This is a genomic window from Microbacterium sp. NPDC089696 (assembly GCF_044749125.1).
Taxonomy (GTDB): domain Bacteria; phylum Actinomycetota; class Actinomycetes; order Actinomycetales; family Microbacteriaceae; genus Microbacterium.
This window is the reverse complement of sequence record NZ_JBIVHF010000005.1, coordinates 89,867-111,492: the sequence shown is the minus strand read 5'-3', so window position 1 is coordinate 111,492 and position 21,626 is coordinate 89,867. Positions and strand designations below refer to the sequence as shown.

General features: G+C 69.9%; 22 protein-coding genes. 6 read left to right on the top strand and 16 right to left on the bottom strand.

Translation table 11 applies throughout. The features are described from left to right. A partial coding sequence (locus tag ACIPY8_RS19205; protein WP_400821609.1) for an HNH endonuclease occupies positions 1-219 on the top strand: 219 nt, incomplete at its 5' end. Between the two features lie 52 nt (positions 220-271). Here the strand turns inward: ACIPY8_RS19205 and ACIPY8_RS19200 are convergent. Beyond that, entirely contained in the window at positions 272-1,189 is a 918-nt protein-coding gene (locus ACIPY8_RS19200; protein ID WP_400821607.1) for a DUF808 domain-containing protein, read from the bottom strand. A gap of 170 nt (positions 1,190-1,359) precedes the next feature. Between ACIPY8_RS19200 and msrB the strand changes: the two genes are divergently transcribed. Further along, positions 1,360-1,851, top strand: a complete 492-nt coding sequence (gene msrB, locus ACIPY8_RS19195; protein WP_400821606.1) for a peptide-methionine (R)-S-oxide reductase MsrB — start codon at positions 1,360-1,362, stop codon at positions 1,849-1,851. Beyond that, positions 1,848-2,390 (top strand): peptide-methionine (S)-S-oxide reductase MsrA, encoded by a 543-nt coding sequence (msrA, locus tag ACIPY8_RS19190; RefSeq protein ID WP_400821605.1) that lies wholly within the window; start codon positions 1,848-1,850, stop codon positions 2,388-2,390. Before msrB ends, msrA begins: the two co-directional genes overlap by 4 nt. A gap of 43 nt (positions 2,391-2,433) precedes the next feature. Here msrA and ACIPY8_RS19185 read toward each other — a convergent pair whose 3' ends face one another. The 13 genes from ACIPY8_RS19185 to cycA form a co-directional block, all read right to left on the bottom strand. Then, positions 2,434-3,243: an alpha/beta fold hydrolase gene (locus ACIPY8_RS19185; RefSeq protein ID WP_400821603.1), complete on the bottom strand. Its 810-nt coding sequence runs from the start codon at positions 3,241-3,243 to the stop codon at positions 2,434-2,436. Between the two features lie 126 nt (positions 3,244-3,369). Next, positions 3,370-4,818, bottom strand: a complete 1,449-nt coding sequence (locus ACIPY8_RS19180; RefSeq protein WP_400821602.1) for a catalase — start codon at positions 4,816-4,818, stop codon at positions 3,370-3,372. A 68-nt stretch (positions 4,819-4,886) separates the two neighbouring features. Next, positions 4,887-5,306 carry a Fur family transcriptional regulator gene (locus ACIPY8_RS19175; protein WP_400821601.1) on the bottom strand — a complete coding sequence of 140 codons (420 nt, stop codon included), beginning with the start codon at positions 5,304-5,306 and terminating at the stop codon, positions 4,887-4,889. Positions 5,307-5,411: 105 nt separating this feature from the next. Then, entirely contained in the window at positions 5,412-6,377 is a 966-nt protein-coding gene (locus ACIPY8_RS19170) for a squalene cyclase (RefSeq protein WP_400821599.1), read from the bottom strand. 42 nt (positions 6,378-6,419) lie between these two features. After that, entirely contained in the window at positions 6,420-7,076 is a 657-nt protein-coding gene (locus ACIPY8_RS19165) for a histidine phosphatase family protein (RefSeq protein WP_400821597.1), read from the bottom strand. Between the two features lie 100 nt (positions 7,077-7,176). Beyond that, positions 7,177-9,219, bottom strand: a complete 2,043-nt coding sequence (locus ACIPY8_RS19160) for a hypothetical protein (protein WP_400821595.1) — start codon at positions 9,217-9,219, stop codon at positions 7,177-7,179. Further along, a complete protein-coding gene (locus tag ACIPY8_RS19155) occupies positions 9,216-10,193 on the bottom strand; it encodes a glycoside hydrolase family 130 protein (RefSeq protein WP_400821594.1) in 978 nt (325 codons plus the stop codon). The genes ACIPY8_RS19160 and ACIPY8_RS19155 overlap by 4 nt, the downstream gene beginning before the upstream one ends. Positions 10,194-10,243: 50 nt before the next feature. Continuing rightward, on the bottom strand, positions 10,244-11,086 hold the full coding sequence (locus ACIPY8_RS19150) for a carbohydrate ABC transporter permease (protein ID WP_400821592.1): 843 nt from the start codon (positions 11,084-11,086) through the stop codon (positions 10,244-10,246). Beyond that, entirely contained in the window at positions 11,083-12,045 is a 963-nt protein-coding gene (locus ACIPY8_RS19145; RefSeq protein WP_400821590.1) for a carbohydrate ABC transporter permease, read from the bottom strand. Before ACIPY8_RS19145 ends, ACIPY8_RS19150 begins: the two co-directional genes overlap by 4 nt. A gap of 19 nt (positions 12,046-12,064) precedes the next feature. Next, positions 12,065-13,330 (bottom strand): extracellular solute-binding protein, encoded by a 1,266-nt coding sequence (locus tag ACIPY8_RS19140; RefSeq protein WP_400821588.1) that lies wholly within the window; start codon positions 13,328-13,330, stop codon positions 12,065-12,067. A gap of 55 nt (positions 13,331-13,385) precedes the next feature. After that, positions 13,386-14,378 carry a LacI family DNA-binding transcriptional regulator gene (locus ACIPY8_RS19135; protein ID WP_400821587.1) on the bottom strand — a complete coding sequence of 331 codons (993 nt, stop codon included), beginning with the start codon at positions 14,376-14,378 and terminating at the stop codon, positions 13,386-13,388. Between the two features lie 213 nt (positions 14,379-14,591). Then, positions 14,592-15,521, bottom strand: coding sequence for a J domain-containing protein (locus tag ACIPY8_RS19130; RefSeq protein WP_400821585.1), 930 nt, complete (start codon positions 15,519-15,521; stop codon positions 14,592-14,594). A 62-nt stretch (positions 15,522-15,583) separates the two neighbouring features. Further along, on the bottom strand, positions 15,584-17,044 hold the full coding sequence (cycA, locus tag ACIPY8_RS19125; RefSeq protein ID WP_400821583.1) for a D-serine/D-alanine/glycine transporter: 1,461 nt from the start codon (positions 17,042-17,044) through the stop codon (positions 15,584-15,586). Positions 17,045-17,241: 197 nt separating this feature from the next. Here cycA and ACIPY8_RS19120 point away from each other — a divergent pair, with 197 nt between their 5' ends. Together ACIPY8_RS19120 and ACIPY8_RS19115 are read left to right on the top strand one after the other, a co-directional pair. After that, the gene (locus tag ACIPY8_RS19120; protein WP_400821582.1) at positions 17,242-18,720 is read left to right on the top strand and encodes an MATE family efflux transporter; all 1,479 of its coding nucleotides are present in this window, start codon (positions 17,242-17,244) and stop codon (positions 18,718-18,720) included. Positions 18,721-18,883: 163 nt separating this feature from the next. Further along, positions 18,884-19,237 (top strand): hypothetical protein, encoded by a 354-nt coding sequence (locus ACIPY8_RS19115; protein WP_400821581.1) that lies wholly within the window; start codon positions 18,884-18,886, stop codon positions 19,235-19,237. A gap of 101 nt (positions 19,238-19,338) precedes the next feature. Here the strand turns inward: ACIPY8_RS19115 and ACIPY8_RS19110 are convergent, their stop codons facing one another. Further along, on the bottom strand, positions 19,339-19,803 hold the full coding sequence (locus ACIPY8_RS19110; protein WP_400821580.1) for an Lrp/AsnC family transcriptional regulator: 465 nt from the start codon (positions 19,801-19,803) through the stop codon (positions 19,339-19,341). 112 nt (positions 19,804-19,915) lie between these two features. Between ACIPY8_RS19110 and ACIPY8_RS19105 the strand changes: the two genes are divergently transcribed. Continuing rightward, positions 19,916-21,172, top strand: a complete 1,257-nt coding sequence (locus tag ACIPY8_RS19105) for a trans-sulfuration enzyme family protein (RefSeq protein WP_400821578.1) — start codon at positions 19,916-19,918, stop codon at positions 21,170-21,172. Here ACIPY8_RS19105 and ACIPY8_RS19100 read toward each other — a convergent pair. Continuing rightward, positions 21,106-21,582 carry an acyl-CoA thioesterase gene (locus tag ACIPY8_RS19100; protein WP_400821576.1) on the bottom strand — a complete coding sequence of 159 codons (477 nt, stop codon included), beginning with the start codon at positions 21,580-21,582 and terminating at the stop codon, positions 21,106-21,108. The genes ACIPY8_RS19105 and ACIPY8_RS19100 overlap by 67 nt on opposite strands. Positions 21,583-21,626: the final 44 nt, after the last annotated feature.

The window sequence follows — 21,626 nt, the reverse complement described above, 5'->3', positions numbered from 1 at the left end:
CACCTGAAATGGTGGCACCGCGACACCGGACCGACGGATCTCGACAACGGGGTCCTGCTGTGCACGTCCTGTCACCACCGCGTCCACGACAACGGCTGGGACATCCACATCACCGGCACCGGAACAACAGCACGGGTCTGGCTCATCCCACCCGACACCATCGACCCCACACGCACCCCACGCCTCGGCGGACGAGCCCGCTACGACATCGCCGCCTGACCGCGCGCCGGGATGGCGCGGCGCGGGGCGGGGCGGCGTGTGCGGGCGCCGTTCAGACGTGCACGTCGGCGGGGGATTCCTCGCCCTCGTGGAAGTTCGGCTTCCTGCCGAAGAGCTTCGCGATGCCGAGCACGACGCCGACGATGATCAGGCCCGCGACGAGGCCCGCGATCGCCGAGAACAGGGTGTCGCCGATCCACACGATGACGCCGCCGGCCGGCTCCAGGGCGTGCTCGATTCCGTGCAGGATGTCCGCGCCGAAGTGCACGCCGACCTCGCCGAGGTTAACGAGAAGCAGGTGACCTCCGACCCACAGCATCGCCACCGTGCCGAGGATGCTGATGAACCGGAACACCCCGGGCATCGACCGCACGATCCTCGTGCCCGTATGGCGCACGCGGCGCTCGGGGCTCTTCGCCATCTTCAGCCCGATGTCGTCGATCTTCACGAGCAGCGCCACCGCCCCGTACACGACTCCCGTCATGACCAGGGCGATCACCGCGAGGATCGCGAGCGTCGTCCAGATGTCGAGCCCCGCCTCGAGGTTGGCGAGGGAGATGAGCATGATCTCGGTGGAGAGGATCAGGTCCGTCCGCACTGCGCCGAACACGAGCTTCCGCTCGTCGCGGGCCCCCTCGTCCGCATGGCCGTGCTGCACCCCGAACCACTCGAGAACCTTCTCCGCGCCCTCGAAGCACAGGTATGCGCCGCCGAGGATCAGGAGGAACGGCAGCACCCACGGGGCGAACGCCGTGAGCAGCAGCGCGATCGGGATGATGATGACGAACTTGTTCGCGAGCGACCCGAGCGCGATCTTGCCGACCACCGGCAGCTCGCGTGCCGGTGTGATGCCCTGCACGTACTGCGGCGTCACGGCGGCGTCGTCGATCACGACCCCCGCCGCCTTCGCCGAGGCCTTCATCGCCGCGCTGAGGATGTCATCGACGACCGCGAGCAGTCCCACCGACATGTGCGTTCTCCCGGAGTGCATGCGCAGACGAACTGTCTGCAGTCGAGACACTCTATCGAGTCCGCCGAAACTCACAGCCCGCTCTCAGAGAGGCGGGACCAAATCCGGCATCCGCTCTGTTCTCCTCTAGTGACGCCGCAGCCAGCCGCGTCGGACCAAGGAGACGCATCATGTCGAACGACTACCGCAAGACCCCCGAGGCGATCAGCGACCTCACGCACCTGCAGTACGAGGTGACGCAGCAGGACGCCACTGAGCCGCCCTTCCGCAACGCCTACTGGAACACCCATGACGACGGCATCTACGTCGACGTCGTCTCGGGCCAGCCGCTGTTCTCGTCCACGGACAAGTTCGACAGCGGCACCGGATGGCCGAGCTTCACGCGCCCGATCGACGCCGAGGCCGTCACGACCCGCACCGATCGCACACTCTGGATGACCCGCACCGAGGCCCGCTCGACCGGGGCCGACAGCCACCTGGGACACGTCTTCGACGACGGTCCCGCAGCCGACGGCGGACTGCGCTACTGCATGAACTCCGCCGCCCTGCGCTTCATCCCGGCTGACAGCCTGGAGGATGAGGGGTACGGTCGCTACCGTCACCTCTTCCCCGGCTCCGACGCCGACTCCACCACCACCCCCACCTCCGAGGAGCAGTCATGACAGACACCGGCACCATCACCCGCACCCCCGGAACCGAGACCGCCGTCCTCGCCGGCGGCTGCTTCTGGGGCATGGAAGACCTCATCCGCCGCCAGCCCGGCGTGCTCGACACGCGCGTCGGCTACACCGGCGGAGAGAACGACCACGCGACCTACCGCAACCACCCCGGTCACGCCGAGGCCGTGGAGATCGTCTTCGACCCGACGAAGACGACGTACCGCGACATCCTCGCGTTCTTCTTCCAGATCCACGACCCGTCGACCCTGAACCGCCAGGGCAACGACATCGGGTCGAGCTACCGCTCGGCGATCTTCCCGCTCAGCCCCGAGCAGGAGACCGTCGCGCGAGACACGATCGCCGACGTCGACGCCTCCGGCCTGTGGCCCGCGAAGGCCGTCACGACGATCGAGCCCGAGGGTCCGTTCTGGCAGGCCGAGGAGGAGCACCAGGACTACCTGATCAAGTACCCCAACGGCTACACCTGCCACTTCCCGCGCGCGGGATGGGTGCTGCCGAAGCGGGAGACCAGCGCGGTCTGACCGTTCCGAAGCCCCTGCCCTCCGAGGCAGGGGCTTTTCGGGCCTACTCCTCGGCGAGGAAGGCCAGCGCCGCCTCCTTGAATGCCCGCGACCCCGGGGCGTTGAAGTGGTTGCGGTCGGGGATCTCGAAGAAACGCCCGTGGGGCGCGGCCTCGGCCAGCGCGCGCGACCCCTCGATGATCGCGTCCTTCGACCCCGTCGCGAACAGGATGGGCGCGGCGGGCGCGTTCGACGGATCGGGATCGATCGTCCGCGACGAGCGCAGCCCCTCGGCAAGCGCCATGAGCGCCCCCAGGTCGTTGCCCGGCACGCGCTCCGTCAGCGCGATGTAGTTCTGGGTGGTCGGATCCGCGACCGGGACGCCGTCGTCGAGATACGCCCGCACCTGGTCGAGATCGAGGCGCGCGAGCGGGATGCCGTCGGGCACGCCGCCCAGGACCGCCCGGCCGATCCGCTGCGGAAGGTCGCGCACGACCTCCCAGCCCACGCGCGCTCCGAGCGAGTAGCCGAGATAGAACGCGTCGTCGACGAGATACGCGTCCATGACGGTCTCGACGTCGGTCGCGAGCGTGCGGATGCCGTAGGCGTCGGCCTGGTGCGGCTTCTCACTGAGTCCGTGGCCGCGCTGGTCGAGGGCGAGCACACGATAGCCGGCCTGCGTCAGCTGGCGCACCCAGCCGGTCAGCACCCAGGTGTCACGGGCGCTCGACGCGAAACCGTGCACGACCACCACGACCGGATCGTCGAGCTCGCCCCACGTGTAGGTCGCGAGTCGGGTGCCGTCTGCGGCGTACACCTGCTGCGGTTCGGGCATCTGGGTCAGATCGGAGAGAGGCACGGCCACGGCATCCATTCTCCTCCCTCGTCCGACCACGGCCTCACACGCCGACGCCCACCTCTCGCGCCGAGACCCACCGTCCCGAGCGTGTGGGACGGTGGGTCTCGGCGCGAGAGGTGGGCCTCGGCAGGAGGATGCGGGTCAGAAGCGCGCGCGGAGCGCCTCGCCGAGCCCGGCATCCACGTTCGTCCAGTACTGGAAGAACCGCTCGCGGATCGCATCGATCGTGATGCCGTGACCCTGGCCCGTCAGCGTCTCGAGGAACCGGGCGCGCTGCTCGTCGTCGAAGACCTCGCGGTACAGCGTGCCCGCCTGACCGAAGTCGTCGTCATCGGCGCGGAGTGTCGCGGCGGCGCGCATCAGCTCGCCGTCGGACTCCCAGCTCGCCTCGACGCCCGCCTGCGGGTCGGCCTCGGGCCCGCCGGCCGCGCCGTACGAGTTCGGCGTGTAGACGCGGTGCTCGGCCGGGTTGAACCGGTACTGCATCTGGCCCTCGTGCATGTAGTTGCGGACCTCGGCGGCGTGCGGCTGATTGACCGGCAGCTGGTTGTAGTTCGCGCCGATGCGGTACCGCTGCGCGTCGGCATAGGCGAACGCCCGGGCCATGAGCATCTTGTCGGGCGAGATGCCGGTGCCGGGGACCTGGTTGCCGGGCGAGAACGCCGCCTGCTCGATCTCGGCGAAGAAGTTCTGCGGATTGCGGTCGAGCGTGAACGTGCCGACCTTGATGCGCGGGTAGTCCTTCTTCGACCAGGTCTTCGTCAGGTCGAACGGGTTGAACCGGTAGGTCTTGCCCTCCTCGTACGTCATGATCTGCACGTACACGTCCCACGAGGGGTTCTCGCCGCGCGCGATCGCGTCGAACAGGTCCCGACGGTAGTAGTCGGCGTCCGACCCGGCGAGCTTCTCGGCCTCATCGGCGCTCATCGCCTCGACGCCCTGCTTCGACAGGAAGTGGTACTGCACCCAGAAGCGCTCGCCGGCGGCGTTGACCCACTGGTAGGTGTGCGAGCCGTAGCCGTTCATGTGGCGCCAGCTGCGCGGCAGACCGCGGTCGCCCATGAGGTAGGTGACCTGGTGCGCGGTCTCGGGGGAGAGGGTCCAGAAGTCCCACTGCATGTCGGCGTCGCGCAGGCCCGAGTCGCCGAGGCGCTTCTGCGAGTGGATGAAGTCGGGGAACTTCATCGCATCGCGCAGGAAGAACGTCGGGGTGTTGTTGCCGACGATGTCGAGGTTGCCCTCGCCCGTGTAGAAGCGCAGCGCGAAGCCGCGCACGTCGCGCCAGGTGTCGGGGGATCCCTGCTCACCGGCCACCGAGGAGAAGCGCAGCAGTGTCTCGCTGACGGCACCCGGCTGGAAGGCCGCGGCCCGGGTGTAGGCCGAGACGTCCTCCGTGACGGTGAACGTGCCGAAGGCGCCGCCGCCCTTCGCGTGCGGGTTGCGCTCCGGCACCCGCTCGCGGTTGAACGAGGCGAGCTTCTCGACGAGGTAGCGGTCGTGCAGGACGGTGGGGCCGTCGGCGCCGACCGTGAGGGAGTGCGCGTCGCTGGCGACGGGCGTCCCGGTCTGTGTCGTGGTGGGCTCGGTCATGGTGTTCTCCTTCTGCGCGCGGGCGCGACGAATACCCCCGGGGTTCCGGGTGCGGTCGGCGGACACGCCTACGCGGCGTTCTGGCAACTGGGGCAGACGCCCCAGAAGGTGACTTCGGCTGTCTGGACGGTGAATCCCCCGGCCGAAGACGGGGTGAGACACGGCGCTTCGCCGACAACGCAGTCCACGTCGCCGATCGCACCGCACTGGGTGCAGACCACGTGGTGGTGGTTGTCGCCGGTTCGCCGCTCGTAGAGCGCCGCGGAACCTGCCGGTTCGATCCGGCGGAGCAGGCCCGCCGTCGTCAGGTCCGCGAGGATGTTGTGCACCGACTGGATCGACGTGGTCGGCAGCACCTCGGAGACCGCGCGGTACACGCGCTCCGCATCCGTATGGGCCATGGACGCCATCGCCTCGAGGACGGCGACGCGGCCCGCGGTCGCCTTCAGCCCGGCGCCGCGAAGCGCCGAGTCGGGGGTGGTGTCCATGTCCTCGACCCTACCCCGTATTTTGAATCATTCAAAAGAACGGCGTGTCGCATGCCGGGATCCCGAGAGTCGAATCACGAGCCGAATGCGGTCAGCCGGACATCGTCAGCCGCGGTCGGCCCAGTCCAGCACGCGCGCTCCGATGAGGGTGAGCCACCGTGACCGCTCGCCCTCGGGGGCGTCGACGTCGAACCAGGTGCGGCCCGGCAGGGGAGCTCCCTGGAGCCACGTCCCGTCGGGCCGCCGCGCCGCGCGCACGAGCTCGACGGCGTCCGCGATCCGCTCGTCGGGCGCCGTGCCGTCGACCGCCGCCGCCTCGCGGAAATGGTCGAGCGCGGTCAGTGCGCTGTACTGATGCCGCGCCGGATACACGAAGTGATCCACGAACTCGCCGACCCGCTCACCCGTCGACTCGCGGTACAGGAGCCTGCGGCGCAGAAGGTACTCCTCGCCCGCGTGACGGGCGTCGCGCAGCGAGGTGTCGCCTGTGAACACCTCGTAGGACAGCATCCCGCGCAGCGCGTTGAGCGTCGAGTGGAACGACGATCGCACGGAGTCGCCCTCCTCGGCCTCGCAGTTCCAGCCGCCGTCCTCGAGCCGATGCTCCGGGAACCAGGCGACCAGCCGAGACACGTCAGCACCGAGCCAGGCGCCGTTCGCGAGTGTGAACGCGTTGATGCACACGTCGACCTCGCCGCCCCAGAACGGCATGTCGTCGTACTCCCACCGGCAGTTCCGGTCCAGGCGCTCGGCCGTGTCGCCGAGCGCCGCCGCGTCCACGCCCCACTCCCGCAGCTGATTCAGCGACCAGGACGTCGCCGTCCACGGCTGCCCCGGCTCGGCCGGACGACCTCCATCGAACCATCCCGCCGGGAAATGCGCCCCGCCCGCCCACTGTCCGTCCGGGTCCTGCGCCGCGAGCAGCGCGGCGCCGAATCCCTCGGTCGCCACCCGTGCGCGGGTCGCCTGCCACACGGCGTCCGGGGCGTCGAGCACATCGCGCTCGACCTGCCAGCGCACCGCGGGGTCGCCGTCGAGCAGCCAGTCCGTCGTCTCCGTCGACATCGTCATGACCGGCACGCTACTCCGCGGGTGCGACAGCGACCAGAGGACTCAGGACTCGGACGGCGCGAGCGGCAGTTCGAGACCGTAGTTCCACGACAGGATCGCCGGCTGCTCGCGGTAGAAGCTCAGCACCGAGACCGACCCGGCGTCGAGGGAGATCTGTGCGCCGAAACGGGGAGCGAGCCGCAGATACACGGCGGTGAGGATGCGGAGGAAGTGGCCGTGCGCGACCAGGGCCACGTCGCCGTCGACGAGCGCGGGGAGCACTCGCGTGAGCACGCGCGACGCCCGCGCGGCAACCTCCTCCACGGTCTCGCCGGGAGTCTCGCCGCGCACGACGCCGTGCGTGAAGGCGCTCCAGTCGTACCCGAGCTCAGCGCGGATGTCCTTCGTCGTGCGACCCTCGTATCCGCCGTAGTCCCACTCGACGAGCAGCGGATCGACCTCGGCGTGCAGTCCTGCGAGCTCCGCCGTGCGCCGTGCCCTCTCGAGCGGAGACGTGAGCACGAGCGAGAACTCGTAGTCGGCGACCAGCCGCCCGGCGCCGCGGGCGAGGTCCTCTCCGCGCGCGGTCAGCGGGATGTCGGTGAGCCCTGTGTGACGGCCGGACTTCGACCACTCGGTCTCGCCGTGGCGCAGCAGCACCAGCTTGCCGGTGGGGTTGTCGGGGGCGGGGCGCTCGGGCAGCGGGTCGTTCGTCGGCACACGGCCAGGCTGTCACGATCTGCGGATGCTGTCACGAACGCCGGACGCATTCTCGAGAATCGTCCGCGAATCGTGCCGGCATCCGCGAATCGGGACAGCCTCAGCGCGTGACCGTGAACCCGCCGCCGCGCACGCGCACCTTCCCGCCGCCGACCGCCTGGCCGCGCTGCGACCCGTCGGCATCGTACGCGCGTCCCGAACCGGGGGCGAGCGCCGCGACCCGCTGATCGCGTCCGGTGCCCTCGGCGTAGAGCACGGCCGAGCCCGAGGTCGTCGCGTACACGGCCGACGCGACGGCCGGCTGGATCACGAGCGCGTCGAGCCGCACATCTCCGCGGCTCGTGCATCGCACGACGACCGCCTCGCGAGGCAGATCCCCGCCGAGGCGCTGCGGCACGAGCATCCCGTCGGCCTCCGTGAGGCCGCGATCGCCCGTTCCGCCGGCGGGCACGCGCGTCTTCCACACCCGCTTGCGCCCGCGGAACACCTCCCACACGGCATCCCCGGCCTCGGCCGCCTGCCGCCAGATCAGCGCATGCAGGATGCCGTCGGCCTCGGTCACGTCGAACTCCACGGTCTCGCCGGCCGGCACCCGCACGTACGCGCCGCCCGACAAGTTGCCCTCCCCGGTCCACGCACCCTCCGCCGGGCGCTCCACCACGCACCCCGCCGACAGTCGCGCGCTCTCGGCCTCGAGCACCCGCAGTCCCGAGAACGAGTTCAGTCCCGTGATCGAGGTCGCCAGCGCCGCGACGTCGCGGTTCGCGTCGAGCAGCAGCATCGTGAGCAGGCCGTGGATGGTCGACTCGGCGCCGGAGTTGCGGTTGATCCGCCCGTCGGTCTCCACGCCGTCGAACGTCACACCCGTCGCGGGGTCGTACACCGGCAGACCGGCGGTGTTCGCACCGAAGAACCATCCGGCCGCGAGGCCCGCGATCAGCCGCAGCCCCTCGCCGCCGACCCCCGCCGCAGCCAGCGCCCCGGCCACACGGCCGTGCGCGCCGTACGCGATCTGCGCTTCCGCGGGGAGCGGCGCCCAGGCGTTGTGCGGCCCGCCCGAGGCCAGCAACTGCGGAGTGAACGTGCCCGCGTCGGCGATCGCCGCCTTCGACCAGTCCCGCCGCCGCAGCAGCGCCCCTGCCCGGCCCAGCGCCTCCGGCGCCGCGGCGCCCCACGCGTGCCAGAACCCCAGCGATCCGGTCCACGGCAGCACCGCTCCGAACGGCCAGCCGCCGCGCGGGTCAGTCGCCATCGCGGCCACCGCCTCGCCGTACGTCGCAAGCGCGTCGCGACTGCGGGCATCGCCGACCTCGGCGGCCGCCGCGAGACCCAGCATGGCCTCGGCCGTCGCATCCGCCCCTCCCGCGATGAGCCAGGCGGGCAGGTCGCGGCCGTCGCTGCGCACGAACTGCCCTGCGCGTCCCAGCGACTCGGCGCCGAGCGCGTCGAGGCACAGGTGCAACCGCTCGAGCAGGAACGCCGCGAAGTCGGCATCCTCCGCCGCGAACGCCGCGTACCCCTCGCCGAACGCCCACACCGTGCGCGCGAGCCAGTACGACTCCGCCGAGTCCGAGGGGTCGGGCAGCTCGATCGGGATCGCGCTGGGGTTGAGCACGCCGTCCTCTTGCTGCCAGAGCACCACGCGTCCGGCATCCGGTCCCGAGGCCGTCTGCAGGAACGCGAGCGAGCGCAGCACATCGCGCGCCTCATCGCGGCTCTGCACATCGCCCGTGACCTTCCAGTCGCGCAGGAACACGACGGCCGCGCGGGCGATGTCGTCGGCGTTGTACGCGCCCTGGGTCCAGTGCCCGGTCGCCGCATCGCGCGTTCCACCGCCCACCGGTCGGTACCCGCCGGCCCCGTCGGTGTCGGCGTAGGTCCAGGGCGCGCGCACCACGGGGCGCACGTCGATCCCATAGGTCGTGTGCGTCGCGCTCGCCGCGACCGGCACCTCCGCGAGCAGGAACCGCAGATGCGCGAGGTTCGTGAGTCGCCGCCCGCGCGCGGCCTCCGCGGGCAGGGAGAAGGGCAGAGCGGATGCCGCGCCCGACCCGACCGCGGCGTCGGCCGGGCGCGCGGGGAGCAGGGTGAGCGCCGAGGCGGCCGCCGCCGCGGTGAGGAACGCGCGTCGCGAGATGCTCATGACTCCTCCCGAAGCGCCCGACCCCACGGCTGCGCGGGGTCGTGGATCGCGACCGCGAGCGTCGTGTCGGACTGCCCGTAATACGCGAACCACTTCCCGTGGAACTTCACGAGCCCCTCGACGAACGTCACGTTCGAGACGAGTCCGTGGAGGTCCTCGAACGTCTGAGGCCGCAGCCACGGCTCCTGCATCCGGGCGATGACCTTCGTGGGCTCGTCGGGATCGATCGCGATCTGCCCGCAGCGGTAGTCGACGTCGACCGTGCCATCGTCGTGCACCGTGCGCGTGGCGCCGTTCGTCAGCATCACGAGCAGGCCGTTGTCGGTCACGACCGGCGAGGTGCCGACCTCGACGAGGGCCTCGTCCCAGGTGCCCGGCGTCGGCGAGTACATGGGCTCGGTGTCGGGCGTGCCGGGCGTCCAGTGGATCAGGTCGTCGCTGGTCGCCCAGTAGATCCCGCCCTCGCCGAAGTACATCCACCACTTCCCGTGCATCCGCTGCGGCACGATGACCCCGGCCTTCGACCAGTTGAAGCCGCGCGGGTCCATGGTCTTGAAGGTGTCGAAGTCGTCGAAGAGCGGGCCGTGCTTGGTCCAGGTGCGCAGATCGGTCGAGGTCGCCAGGCACAGTTGGGCGCTGCGGCGGTCCCAGCCCGTGTAGGTGAGGTAGTAGGTGCCGTCGATCAGCGCGATGCGCGGATCCTCGCAGCCGTAGGTCTCGTAGTCCTCGGACGGCGACAGGATCGGCGCGTCCTCGCGCTCGAAGTTCACGCCGTCGCGCGACCGGGCGAGGCCGATGTGCGACACGATGTCGTCGGCGTGCGCGCGGTACAGCAGCAGCACCTCGTCGCCGTCGACGAGAGCCGCCGGGTTGTAGAGGTTGGCCGACTCCCAGCTGTCGCCGCGCGGGCGCAGGATCGGGTTGCCCTCGTAGGGGGTGAACGGACCGAGCGGGAAGGAAGCTCCGGAGAACATGGATGCCCTTTCTGGCGGGGGTCTGGTGGAGGGGGAGGGCCGGCCGGGCGTCAGCCCTTGACGGCCGCGCCCAGGTCGGTGGCGCGGAAGAACCGCTGGAACACGATGAACAGGATCACGACGGGGAACGCCAGTGCCGTGGCCCCGGCGAGGATCGCCCCGTTCGGGTTCGCGGTCGACTGCGCGACGTTCGAGATGTAGTTCGCGAGCGACACCGCGAGCGGCTGCAGCGCGGCATCCTTCGTGATGAGGAACGGCCACAGGAACTCGTTCCAGGGGCCGATGAACGTCACGAGCACGACCGTGACGAGCGCGGGGCGGATCAGCGGTATCGCGACCGAGGTGAGCAGGCGGATCTCGCCCGCGCCGTCGATCCGGGCGGCCTCGAAGATCTCGGCGGGCAGCGCCTTGAAGAACTGCACGAAGATGAACACCGCCGTGGTGTTGATGAGGAACGGCAGGATCATGCCGAGATACGAGTCGCCGAGCCCGTAGTTGCGCGTGATCTGCACGTACAGCGGGATCATGAGCAGCTGGAACGGCACCATCTGCACGAGCAGCATGAGCACCCACACGACCCCGCGACCGCGGAAGTCGAGCCGCGCGATCGCGTAGCCCGCGAGCAGGCCGAACACGACGGTGCCCAGCAGCACGCCGGCCGTGAAGATCAGCGAGTTGAGCAGTGACCCCATCAGGTCGATGCGCGAGTCGATCGCGAGGAAGTTTTCGATCGTCCAGCCGCTCGTCGGCAGCAGCTCGTCGGGCGAGTTCGTCGGGCTCTCCTGGAAGGCGCCCACGAGCATGAAGTAGAACGGGAACGCGAACCCGATCGCCGCGACCGTCAGCAGAACGATGCTGAGGATGCGGGGCAGTGAACGTCGGCGGGTCATCATCGCTCCCTCGTCGCGCGGTTGGCCATGAGCGACAGCATCCCGACGAGGATCACGAGGATCATGCCGATCGCGGCCGCGGTGTCGGGGTTCTGCTGCTGGATGCCCAGCTGGTAGATGAGCAGCACGGGCGTGGTCGACGCACCGTCGGGACCGCCGCCGTTCGTGAGGAGGTACGGCTCGGTGAAGAGGTTCGCGCCCGTGATGATCGACAGGATGAGCACGAGTGTCGTGGCGCTGCGGACGCCGGGGACGGTGACGTTCCAGAAGCGCGAGAACGCTCCGGCGCCGTCGGTCTCGGCCGACTCGTACAGCTCCTTCGGCACGTTCTGCAGAGCGGCGAGGTACAGCAGGATGTAGAAGCCCAGCTGCTTCCAGGTGACGTAGAACGCGATCATCGGCATCGCGAGACCGCTGTTCACGAGCCACGAGGGATCGGGTGCGAGCGGACCGAGGATCGTGTTGATCAGCCCGTTGCCCGAGAACAGCAGCATCCACACGCCCACGAGCGAGACGCTCGCCGTGAGGTACGGGACGTAGAACGCCACGCGGTAGGCGGCTGCCCAGCGGATGCCGGTGTTGAGCGCCGCCGCGAGCACGAGCGACAGCACGGCCGTGAGCGGGACGTTGATCACGAGGAAGATCAGCGTGTTGCGGAAAGCCCCGAGCACCCGCGGGTCGGTGAGCACGGTGACGAAGTTGTCGAAGCCGACGAAGGGCCGCTCGACCTCGGCGCCGGGTGCCGTGAAGAAGTAGTCGTGGAAGGCGATGTAGACCGCGAAGCCCAGCGGATACGCGAAGATCGCGATCACGAACACGAGGTATGGCAGCGCGAAGAGCCCGCCGATCGGCTGCCCGCCCAGCAGCCGGGTGCGCAGCGACCTCGATGACCGGGCCGGCGGGGTGGCCGGGGCGTGCGGTGCCCCGGCCACCTCCGTGACCGCGTCGTCTCGGAGAGTCATGACTCTGACGTCGCCGCCGTCACTCGGCGACGAGCTCGTCGATCTTCGTCGCGGCGTTCTTCAGGAAGTCGTCCGTCGACTCCTTGCCGAAGATCACCGCCGAGGAGTACTCGTCGCGGAACGCCTGCCACGCCTCCACCGAGTTCGCGATGCTGGGCACGTCGGCCGTGGCCTCGGCCTGCTCCGCGAACGCCATGTAGTCGGGGTTGGCCGAGAAGTAGTCGGCGTAGGTGTCGGCGAGGCCCGTGCGCATCGGCATCTGGCCGGTCGCCTCGAGCAGCTGGCCGTCGCTGTCCTGGCTCGTCGAGAACTGCAGGAACTCCCACGCGGTGCCCTGGTTCTCGCAGGCCGTGAACATCGAGACGCTCTTGGAGTCCGCGAACGTCGTGGGGTTCTCGCGTCCGTCGCTCGTCGGCACCGGCATGAAGCCCACGTCGACCGTGTCGGCGTACGACGGGATGGCCCACGGGCCGGCGAGCTGCATGGCGGTCGTACCGGCCGACATCGCGTCGTCGGTCGATGCCTCGTTCGGCGACAGCTTCTCGGTGTAGAAGGTCGACCAGAAGTCGGCAACGTCGCGTCCGGCATCCGAGTCGAACGTGGCCTTGCCGTCCTCCACGAGCATCGTGCCGTCGGTCTCGGCGAGGTACAGCGGGTAGAAGTCGAACCACGGCTGATAGAACTCGCTGGTCGGCGCCGGCCAGATCGCGCTCTGCACGCCCGAGGCGACGATCTCCTTCGACCCCTCGATGAACGCGTCGTACGTGTTCATCTGCGGGTTCTCCGGGTCGATGCCGGCGGCCTGGAACAGTGCCTTGTTGTACATGACCATGACGGGGTTCGACTTCCACGGCACCTGGTAGAAGTCGCCGTCGGTCGCGTAGGCGTCGACGTCGCCGCCGCGTTCGGTGATGTAGTCGGCACCGCCGTCGAGCTCGCTGAGGTTCACGAGGCCGCCCTGCTTGACCCAGCCCGACACCGCGGCCGGGGCCACGTTGTAGACCAGGCAGGGCGCGGTGCCGGCGGTGATCGCGGCGGTGATGGCCTCCTCCGACGAGGAGCCGGCGGGGATCTCCTGCGCCGTGACCTTCTCGTCCGGGTGCTCGGCGTTCCACGCCTCGACCACGGCCTTGCCCCATTCGAGCTCCTGCTCGTTGTTCGACAGCCAGATGTCGATGGGCCCGGTCGCGTCGGCCGAACCGCCGCCGCCACCCCCTCCCGCGGAGCATCCGGTGGCGACGAGGGCGACGGCCCCCAGCAGTGCTGCGGCTCGGATCTTCTTCATGATGTCCTCCTTGACGTGATGAACGGCGCGATACGGGTGATGCGGGTGGTTCGGGTCAGATGCCGGTGCTCTCCCGGAAGTGCACGGCGTTGCCGTCGACGACCTCGGTGCGCGGCTCCGCGCCGAGGATGTCGGCCTGCAGCAGACGGGCGGCGGCCCGTCCGCGGGCGGCGGGGCTCGACGAGACGCTGGTGAGCGCGGGGGAGAGGTGGGCCGACAGGTGGTCGTCGTCGAAGCCCGAGATCGCCAGGTCGCGGGGGATGTCGAGTCCCTGCGAGCGGGCGTACGAGAGTCCGGCGATCGCCATGGTGTCGTTCGAGTAGAGGATCGCGGTCGGCCGCTGGGGCAGGGCGAGCAGTTCGGCGGTGCGGGCGCGACCGCTGGATGCCGTGAAGTCGCCCTCCCGCAGCAGTTCGTCGTCGCCGATCGCGGCGATGTAGGCGTCGGCCCGGACGCGCGAGTGCACGTAGTCGAGCGGACCGGAGACGTGGGCGATGCGCTCGTGACCGGCGGCGCGCAGGTGCTCGATGATCTGCGTGACCGGGACGGCGTCGTCGGTGCGCACGCAGGAGAACCGGGTCGGCTGCTCGTAGGCGCCCACCAGCACGGTCGGCACGTCGAGCTCCTCGAGCAGCGGCACGCGCCAGTCGTCGGTGCGCAGGTCGAGCAGCAGGGCCCCGTCGGCGCGGCCGTGGCTGAGCGTGCGGTAGGCCCGCTCCTCGGCGGCACGATCGGGCACGACCTGCAGCAGCAGCGCCGTCTCGGTCTCGGCGAGCACGGACTCGACGCCCGCGATGAACGCCGGGAAGAACGAGTCGTTCGCGATGACCTCGGGGTCTCGGGCGAGGACGACGGCGACCGCGTTCGCACGCTGCGTCGCGAGGGCTCGGGCGCTCTGGCTCGGCACCCACTGCAGCCGCTCGGCCGCGGCGAGGACCTTGGCCCGCGTGTCGTCGGAGATCGGCCGCTTGCCGCTCATGGCGTGAGAGACGGTGGCCTTCGTGACGCCGGCCTCGCGGGCGACGTCGGCGATCGTCGTGCGGCTCATGCCACCTCCTCGTGGACTCTCTCGTGGTTCGTTCGCGCTGGAACTCCGGTTGAACCGGTTTGATGGGACGAGCGTAAACCGGTTTGACGCGCTGTGTCAACGGCATCCGCCGGCACGAATCTCGGACAACCGCACGAATTTCGGATGCTGCGGCCGAGATCGTCCGCAATTCATGCGGATCTCCGAAGTTCGTGTGCCGCGTGCGTCCGCGCCTCAGACGAAGCGGACGGTCTGCTGCAGCCGCGTGCGCACGTCGAACAGCTCGTTGCCGCCGATGGCCCGGGCTCCGGGCACGCCCTGACGGAGCACCATCGCGAGGGCGCTCCGGCGCACGACCACGACCGGCACGCCGCGACTGCTGCCGAGCGGCGTCACCGCCTGCGAGAGGTCGTCGTCGGGCAGCACCATGATCACGCCGCCGAACTTCACGCGCGCCGTCTTCGCGACTGCGCGCACCCGTGCCAGCGCCGCCGTGACGGGTGCCCTGGTGCCGAGGCTCGGGCCGGTGATCTCGCCGCGACGGAAGCCGACGACCCCGCCGAAGTCCTCCGACATCACGCCGTACAGACCGGAGGGGCTGAGGATCACGTGGTCGAGCTTGTCGTCGGCGTCCGCCGTGACCGCCACGTCGTGCCACACGGTGAAGCCCATGCCGAGAGCACTCACCGTGCGGGCCGTGGCCTCCTCAGCGAGGGCGTCGGCGAGCAGGCGTCGCACCTCGCGCGGGGCCGAGCGCACCAGCGCGGGGTCGTAGGGATCCGGCAGCTCGACGCCGAAGCCCGCCCATTCGCGGATCAGCGACAGATAGCGCTCGCGCCGCCATCCGCCGGGCTGTCCGTACGAGCGGGCCCGCGGCCGGGTGTCGGTGCGCGGTGCGGACTGCGGCCGCCATCCGCTCTGTGTCGAATCCGTGGGGATGCCGGGATGCACGCCCGACCGCCGGTCGTACGCCTCCCGGAGCTCGGGGGTGCCGACCAGCTCCCAGGCGCGCTGCACCTGGATGAACACGGCCGCGTCGCCGCCCGTGTCCGGATGCGTCTGGCGCAGGCGGAGTCGGTACGCCCGGCGCAGCTCGACGTGATCGACGTCGGGGTCGACGCCGAGGATCTCGTACGCCGAGGCCGAGAGCGGACTGTCGAACATCGCTCTCCTTCCGACCGCGGCGTCCAGGATATCCGGCGAGTCCTCTGCGCCCGCTGAGCCGCCTACTCCGAGTCGTCGCTGCGCAGGTACGCGATGTGCGCCGCGTGCCGCGTCAGGTGGTTCGACGACTTCCGCACGAACAGCCACGACACGAACAGCAGCGCGAACCAGATCGGCGTCACGGCCAGCGCGGTCAGCGTGTCGGGCTGGGTCGTCAGCGCCCAGAGGATGAACACGAAGAACGCGAGCACCACGAACACCATGACGCGCCCTCCCGGCATCCGGAACTTCGACGCGGCGACCTTCTCGGGGTGGCGCCGACGGTAGGCGAGGTAGCTGCACAGGAAGATCGTCCAGACGAACATGAAGCACACGGCCGACACGGTCGTGACCATCGAGAACGCCGTGCCGATGTCCTCGCCCGCGTACAGCAGCACGACGCCCGACAGCAGCAGGATGCAGGAGAGGAACAGGGCGTTCTGCGGCACGCGCCGCTTCGACAGGCGGCCGAACACCCGGGGAGCGTCGCCGTCCTGCGCGAGGCCGAACACCATGCGCGAGGTCGAGTAGATGCCGGAGTTCGCGCTCGACATGGCCGAGGTCAGCACCACGAGGTTCACGACCGTCGCGGCGATGCCGAGGCCGGCGAGGGCGAACATCGCGATGAACGGGCTCTCGTTCGCGACGTACTCGGTCCACGGGGTCACGGCCATGAGGATCACGAGCGCGCCCACGTAGAAGAGCAGGATGCGGATCGGGATGGCGTTGATCGCCTTGGGCAGGTTCTTCTCCGGGTCCTTGGTCTCCGCGGCGGCGGTGCCGACGAGCTCGACGCCCACGAAGGCGAAAACCGCGATCTGGAACCCGGCGACGAAGCCGAGGAACCCGTGCGGGAACATGCCGCCGTGCTCCCACAGGTTCGCGAAGCTCGCGGTGCCGGCCTCGTGCTGGAACCCGGTGACGATCATCACGAGACCCGTCACGATGAGCGCGACGATCGCGACGATCTTGATGAGCGCGAACCAGAACTCCATCTCGCCGAACGCGGCGACGGTGGGGAGGTTGAGTGCGAGCAGGATCACGACCACGAGCACACCGGGGATCCACAGCGGGATGCCGGGGAACAGCGCGTCCGTGTATCCGGCGATCGCGATGACGTCGGCGACCCCCGTGACGACCCAGCAGAACCAGTACGTCCAGCCGGTGAAGAACCCGGCCCACGGGCCGAGCAGGTCGCTCGCGAAGTCGCTGAACGACTTGTACTTGAGGTTCGAGAGCAGCAGCTCGCCCATCGCCCGCATGACGAAGAACAGCATGAAGCCGATGATCATGTAGACGAAGATGACCGAGGGGCCGGCGACCGAGATCGTCTTGCCGCTGCCCATGAACAGGCCGGTGCCGATCGCTCCGCCGATCGCGAGGAGCTGGATGTGGCGGTTGCTCAGCGCTCGCCGCAGGTGCTGCTCCTCGCCCGCGCCGGCATCCGTCGTGCGGTCGGTCCCTCCGGTGTATTCCTTCGTCACTGCGTGCCCCTCCGGTCTTCATCGACGTGCATGCCGCGAGGGCATGCTGAGGCAGGCTAACCCCGCACGCGGCCATCGTTGAAATCCCCTTCCGGTATGCCGGAATGCGCCACATCCGGATACCGCTTACCCGAATCGATTCGATAGGCTGGTGCCTCCCCCCGATCCGCCCCCTCAGTCCTGCGAGCCGCTTCCCCATGGCCACCTCCCTCACCACGGGCCGCCCGTGGCGTGTCATCCTCGCCTTCTCGATCCCCCTGCTCATCGGCAACGTCGTGCAGCAGATGTACCAGTTCGCCGACGCCGTCGTCGTCGGACGTCACCTCGGAGTCGAGTCGCTCGCCGCCGTCGGCGCCACCGGCAGCCTCCTGTTCCTGCTCATCGGCTTCGCCTGGGGTCTGACGAGCGGCTTCGCGATCCCGATCGCCCAGGCTTTCGGCGCGGGAGACGCCGCCGGCGTCCGCCGCTCGGTCGCGACGGGCGTGCTGCTGACCGGTGCGACCAGCATCGTCCTCACGGTGGTCGCGCCGCTCATCTCGCGCCCCGTCCTCGAACTGCTGCAGACGCCGCCCGAGCTCATGACCGAAGCCGTCGTCTTCACGCAGATCAGCTTCCTCGGTGCGAGCGCGACGATGTTCTTCAACTACCTGTCGGCGATCATCCGCGCGATCGGCGACTCCCGCACCCCGCTCGTCTTCCTCACGGTGTCGTGCGTCCTCAACGTGGGCCTCGTCGTGCTCATGGTCGGCCCGCTCGCATGGGGCGTGGGAGGCGCGGCGCTCGCGACGGTCGTGGCGCAGGCCGTCTCGGTGGTCCTCTGCCTCGAGTTCGTCCGCCGTCGTCTGCCGATGCTGCACCTCCGTCGTGTCGACTGGCGGGTCACGCGGGACGACGTCCGCGAGCACCTGCGCCTCGGACTCCCGATGGGGTTCCAGGCGTCGATCATCGCGATCGGCACGCTCACGGTGCAGGTCGCGTTGAACACGCTCGGCTCCGAGGCGGTCGCGGCGTACACGACGGCGTCGCGCGTCGACGGCCTCGCGGTCGCGTTCCTCTCGTCGCTCGGCCTCGCGGCGTCGATGTACGCGGCGCAGAACCTCGGCGGGCGCCGCCCCGACCGCATCCGCCGCGGCGTCATCGAGGGCACCTGGATGGCGGTGGCCGCTGGTCTGCTGCTCGGCGTGATCATCATCGCGTTCGGCGCCCCGCTCGTGCGCCTGTTCGTCGGGCACGGGACCGCCGCCGACGACGTCGTCGACCTCGCGCACCTCATGCTCGTCATCAACGGATGCGGATACTGGGCGCTCGGCATCCTGTTCGTGCTCCGCGGTGCGCTGCAGGGACTCGGCCACACGCTCGTGCCCACGGTGACCGGGGTGATCGAGCTCGTGATGCGCGTCGGCGCCGCGGTCGTGCTCGGCGCGATGATCGGCTTCGAGGGCGTCGCGCTCAGCAACCCGCTGGCGTGGCTCGGCGCGATCGTGCTGCTCGTGCCGGCGTACATCCGGGCGCATCGGGACCTCGCGCGCATGAAGGTCGATCCCGTCGAGGCGACGGAGACCTCCGCGATCGCGATCGTCGGACCGACGGACGGCTCCATGGTCGTCGACGCGGTCCTGACGCAGCCGGTGCGCGTCGTCCGCGGGTCGCGCTTCGCCTGGTTGAAGCGACGTTGAACGGCCAGTCAAGATTGCGCAACATCATCCTGCAGATGGATGCCGGGACGGGGTGCCCTTCGTACTCTTGATAGTGCGGAGGGTCCGCTGACCGGGGGGTCGAATGATGACATCATCGAGAGTCGCAAGCGAACTGGCATCGATTCTGGTGCCGTTGGGGATCGTGGGAGCCGTTCTGGCCGGGCTGTGCGCCCTGGTCGCGGCGGTGGCGATCATGCGGGGGGCCGGAGGCCTGGCCGGAGGGGCCGTCGGCGTGTGGATCCCGGCGGCGGTGCTGAGCCTGGTCGCGTCGTTCGCGAACCAGTGGACGCCGCTGTTCGTGTCCGTCGCCCTGCTGGTCGGCCTGCTCGTGATCGGCGTGGTCGTCCGCGGCATCGTCAACGCGGGAGAGCCGGCTCGAGCGGCGGCGCGCGAACGGAAGGCGGCGGCCATCGCCGCGGCTCCCCCCGTCACGACGCCTGCGCCTGCGGCGACGTCGTCGCCCGCCACGGGCAGCATCCCGGCGCTCGCGCGCTGACGCGGCTCTGCACGATCCGCAGGAGATCGCACGGTCCGCAGGAGCGGATGCCGCATCCGGCCCTGCAGATCGAGAGATCTCCTGCGATCCGGGAACGCTCCTCAGCCGAGGAGCCCGCGTCCGTCGCGCAGTTCGAACACGAGCTGGGTCTCGGTCGCGCGCACGACCGGGTGGATCGTGATGTGCTCCAGCACGATGTCGCGTAGCGCCGTGGCGTCGGGCACCGCGACGAGCACGAGGAAGTCGTCGACCCCGGCGACGTGGAACACCTGCAGCACGCGAGGGATGTCGGCGAGCGCATCGAACAGCGCCGTGACCTTGGGGCCGGTGTGATTCGCGAGACGCACCTTGATGATGGCCTGCAGCGGCAGCCCGAGTGCGGCGCCGTCGACGCGGATGCGGGTGTCGCGGATCACGCCGCGGTCGCGGAGTGCACGCACGCGATGGGCGCACGTCGACTCGGCGATACCCAGCCGGTGCGCGAGCGCTTTGTTCGTGACGGTCGCGTCACGGGTGAGGACGGCGAGGATCTCAAGATCGAGCTCGTCGAGTTGCGCATTCGCCAACAGGGACACCTCCTCGTGTCGGGATCTCGCTCAGAATAGCGAATCAGCGCTCTGTGTCGACGGATCCTGTCGAATCCCAGCGCATCCATCGCGTTCTCGGCAATGTGGAGGGATGACTGCAGCGCTGCATCCCGACACCCTCGCCGTGCACGGAGGCCGGTCCGACCTGGGCGAGCTCGGAGTCCACGCCCTGCCGATCGATCTGTCGACCACGAACCCGCTGCCCGACATCGAACGCGGCGGCGACTCCTACGAGGCGATGGCGACCGGTGGCCGGCCGCCCGCGGACGGCAGCATGGTCTACGCCCGGCTGTGGAACCCCACGGTCGCCCGCTTCGAGGAGGCGCTCGCCGAACTCGAGCACGCCGAGGCCTCCGTGGCCTTCGCCTCGGGCATGGCGGCGATGTCGGCCGTGATCCTCGCACACGGACCCGCGGCGGGGAAGCATCACGTCGTGGCGGTGCGCCCGTTGTACGGCGGCACCGACCACCTGCTCGGCTCGGGTCTCCTCGGCGTCGAGACCACGTACTGCGCGCCCCACGAGGTCGTCTCCGCGCTCCGCGCCGACACCGGCCTGGTCGTGGTCGAGACGCCGGCCAACCCCACGCTCGACATCGCCGACATCGCGGCGGTCGTCGCGCAGGCGGGGGAGGTGCCGGTCGTGGTGGACAACACCTTCGCGACGCCGGTGCTGCAGAACCCGATCGACCTCGGCGCCGCGATGTCGCTGCACAGTGCGACGAAGTACCTCGGCGGACACGGAGACGTGATCGCCGGTGTGGTGGCCTGCGACGAGCGCACGGCCGAGGCGCTGCGGCGGGTGCGGGCGGTGACCGGAGGGCTCCTGCACCCGCTCGGCGCCTATCTGCTGCACCGCGGCCTCACGACGTTGCCGGTGCGGATGCGTGCCCAGCAGGAGAGCGCCCGACGCATCGTGCAGTGGCTCATCGACCGCCCCGAGGTCGCCGAGGTGTTCTACCCCGGCCTCGATGGAGATCCCGAGGGCATCCTCGAGCGCCAGATGCGCGGCACGGGTGCCATGATCGCCCTGCGGATGCGGGGCGGCTACGCCGCGGCATCCGCCGTCACCTCTGCGACGAGTCTGTTCACGCACGCGGTCTCGCTCGGGGGTGTCGACTCGCTGATCCAGCACCCCGCCGCTCTCACGCACCGTCCCGTGCCGGCGGAGGCGCGGCCGGGCGCCGACGTGCTGCGGCTGTCGATCGGACTCGAGCATGTCGACGACCTGATCGCCGACCTCGCGCAGGCGTTCGCGACGCTGTCGCAGGAGGTCGAGGGCGATCAGAGCTTCGGCAGCGCGACCGTGCCCGTCGCGAGCCGCTCGGTGGGCATGCGGTCGCGGTTGTAGGTGATCTCGCGGTAGCCGTGCGGTGTGGGGCGGCCGTCCTCGCCGAGGCTGACGAACACGATCCGGTCGATCGTGAGGATGCGCTTGCGCGTGATCATGTTGCGCGCGACCGCCCGCATCGTGAGCGAGGTGACGCCGAAGTGCGTGGCCTGCAGGCCGAGCTCGATCAGATCGCCCTGCACCGCCGACGCCTCGAACGTGATCTCGGAGATGTGCTTCGTGACGGCGCGGTAGTTGCCGAGCTGCACGATCGCGTAGATCGCCGCCTCCTCGTCGATCCACTTGAGGAGACTGCCGCCGAACAGCGAGCCGTTCGCGTTGAGGTCTTCGGGGCGCACCCACTTGCGTGTCCGGAAGTTGAGGCCGTCCTCCGACCACTGCCACTCGGGCGCCTGCTGCTGCATCGTCATGCGGACGAGGCTACGACTGCCATGAGTCGGCGATGTTACGTGCG

Coding starts and splice junctions, on each gene's coding strand:
- ACIPY8_RS19200 (WP_400821607.1), bottom strand. CDS start 1,189: ATGTCGGTGGGACTGCTCGCGGTCGTCGATGACATCCTCAGCGCGGCG.
- msrB (WP_400821606.1), top strand. CDS start 1,360: ATGTCGAACGACTACCGCAAGACCCCCGAGGCGATCAGCGACCTCACG.
- msrA (WP_400821605.1), top strand. CDS start 1,848: ATGACAGACACCGGCACCATCACCCGCACCCCCGGAACCGAGACCGCC.
- ACIPY8_RS19185 (WP_400821603.1), bottom strand. CDS start 3,243: ATGGATGCCGTGGCCGTGCCTCTCTCCGATCTGACCCAGATGCCCGAA.
- ACIPY8_RS19180 (WP_400821602.1), bottom strand. CDS start 4,818: ATGACCGAGCCCACCACGACACAGACCGGGACGCCCGTCGCCAGCGAC.
- ACIPY8_RS19175 (WP_400821601.1), bottom strand. CDS start 5,306: ATGGACACCACCCCCGACTCGGCGCTTCGCGGCGCCGGGCTGAAGGCG.
- ACIPY8_RS19170 (WP_400821599.1), bottom strand. CDS start 6,377: ATGACGATGTCGACGGAGACGACGGACTGGCTGCTCGACGGCGACCCC.
- ACIPY8_RS19160 (WP_400821595.1), bottom strand. CDS start 9,219: ATGAGCATCTCGCGACGCGCGTTCCTCACCGCGGCGGCGGCCGCCTCG.
- ACIPY8_RS19155 (WP_400821594.1), bottom strand. CDS start 10,193: ATGTTCTCCGGAGCTTCCTTCCCGCTCGGTCCGTTCACCCCCTACGAG.
- ACIPY8_RS19150 (WP_400821592.1), bottom strand. CDS start 11,086: ATGATGACCCGCCGACGTTCACTGCCCCGCATCCTCAGCATCGTTCTG.
- ACIPY8_RS19145 (WP_400821590.1), bottom strand. CDS start 12,045: ATGACTCTCCGAGACGACGCGGTCACGGAGGTGGCCGGGGCACCGCAC.
- ACIPY8_RS19140 (WP_400821588.1), bottom strand. CDS start 13,330: ATGAAGAAGATCCGAGCCGCAGCACTGCTGGGGGCCGTCGCCCTCGTC.
- ACIPY8_RS19135 (WP_400821587.1), bottom strand. CDS start 14,378: ATGAGCCGCACGACGATCGCCGACGTCGCCCGCGAGGCCGGCGTCACG.
- ACIPY8_RS19130 (WP_400821585.1), bottom strand. CDS start 15,521: ATGTTCGACAGTCCGCTCTCGGCCTCGGCGTACGAGATCCTCGGCGTC.
- ACIPY8_RS19120 (WP_400821582.1), top strand. CDS start 17,242: ATGGCCACCTCCCTCACCACGGGCCGCCCGTGGCGTGTCATCCTCGCC.
- ACIPY8_RS19105 (WP_400821578.1), top strand. CDS start 19,916: ATGACTGCAGCGCTGCATCCCGACACCCTCGCCGTGCACGGAGGCCGG.
- ACIPY8_RS19100 (WP_400821576.1), bottom strand. CDS start 21,582: ATGACGATGCAGCAGCAGGCGCCCGAGTGGCAGTGGTCGGAGGACGGC.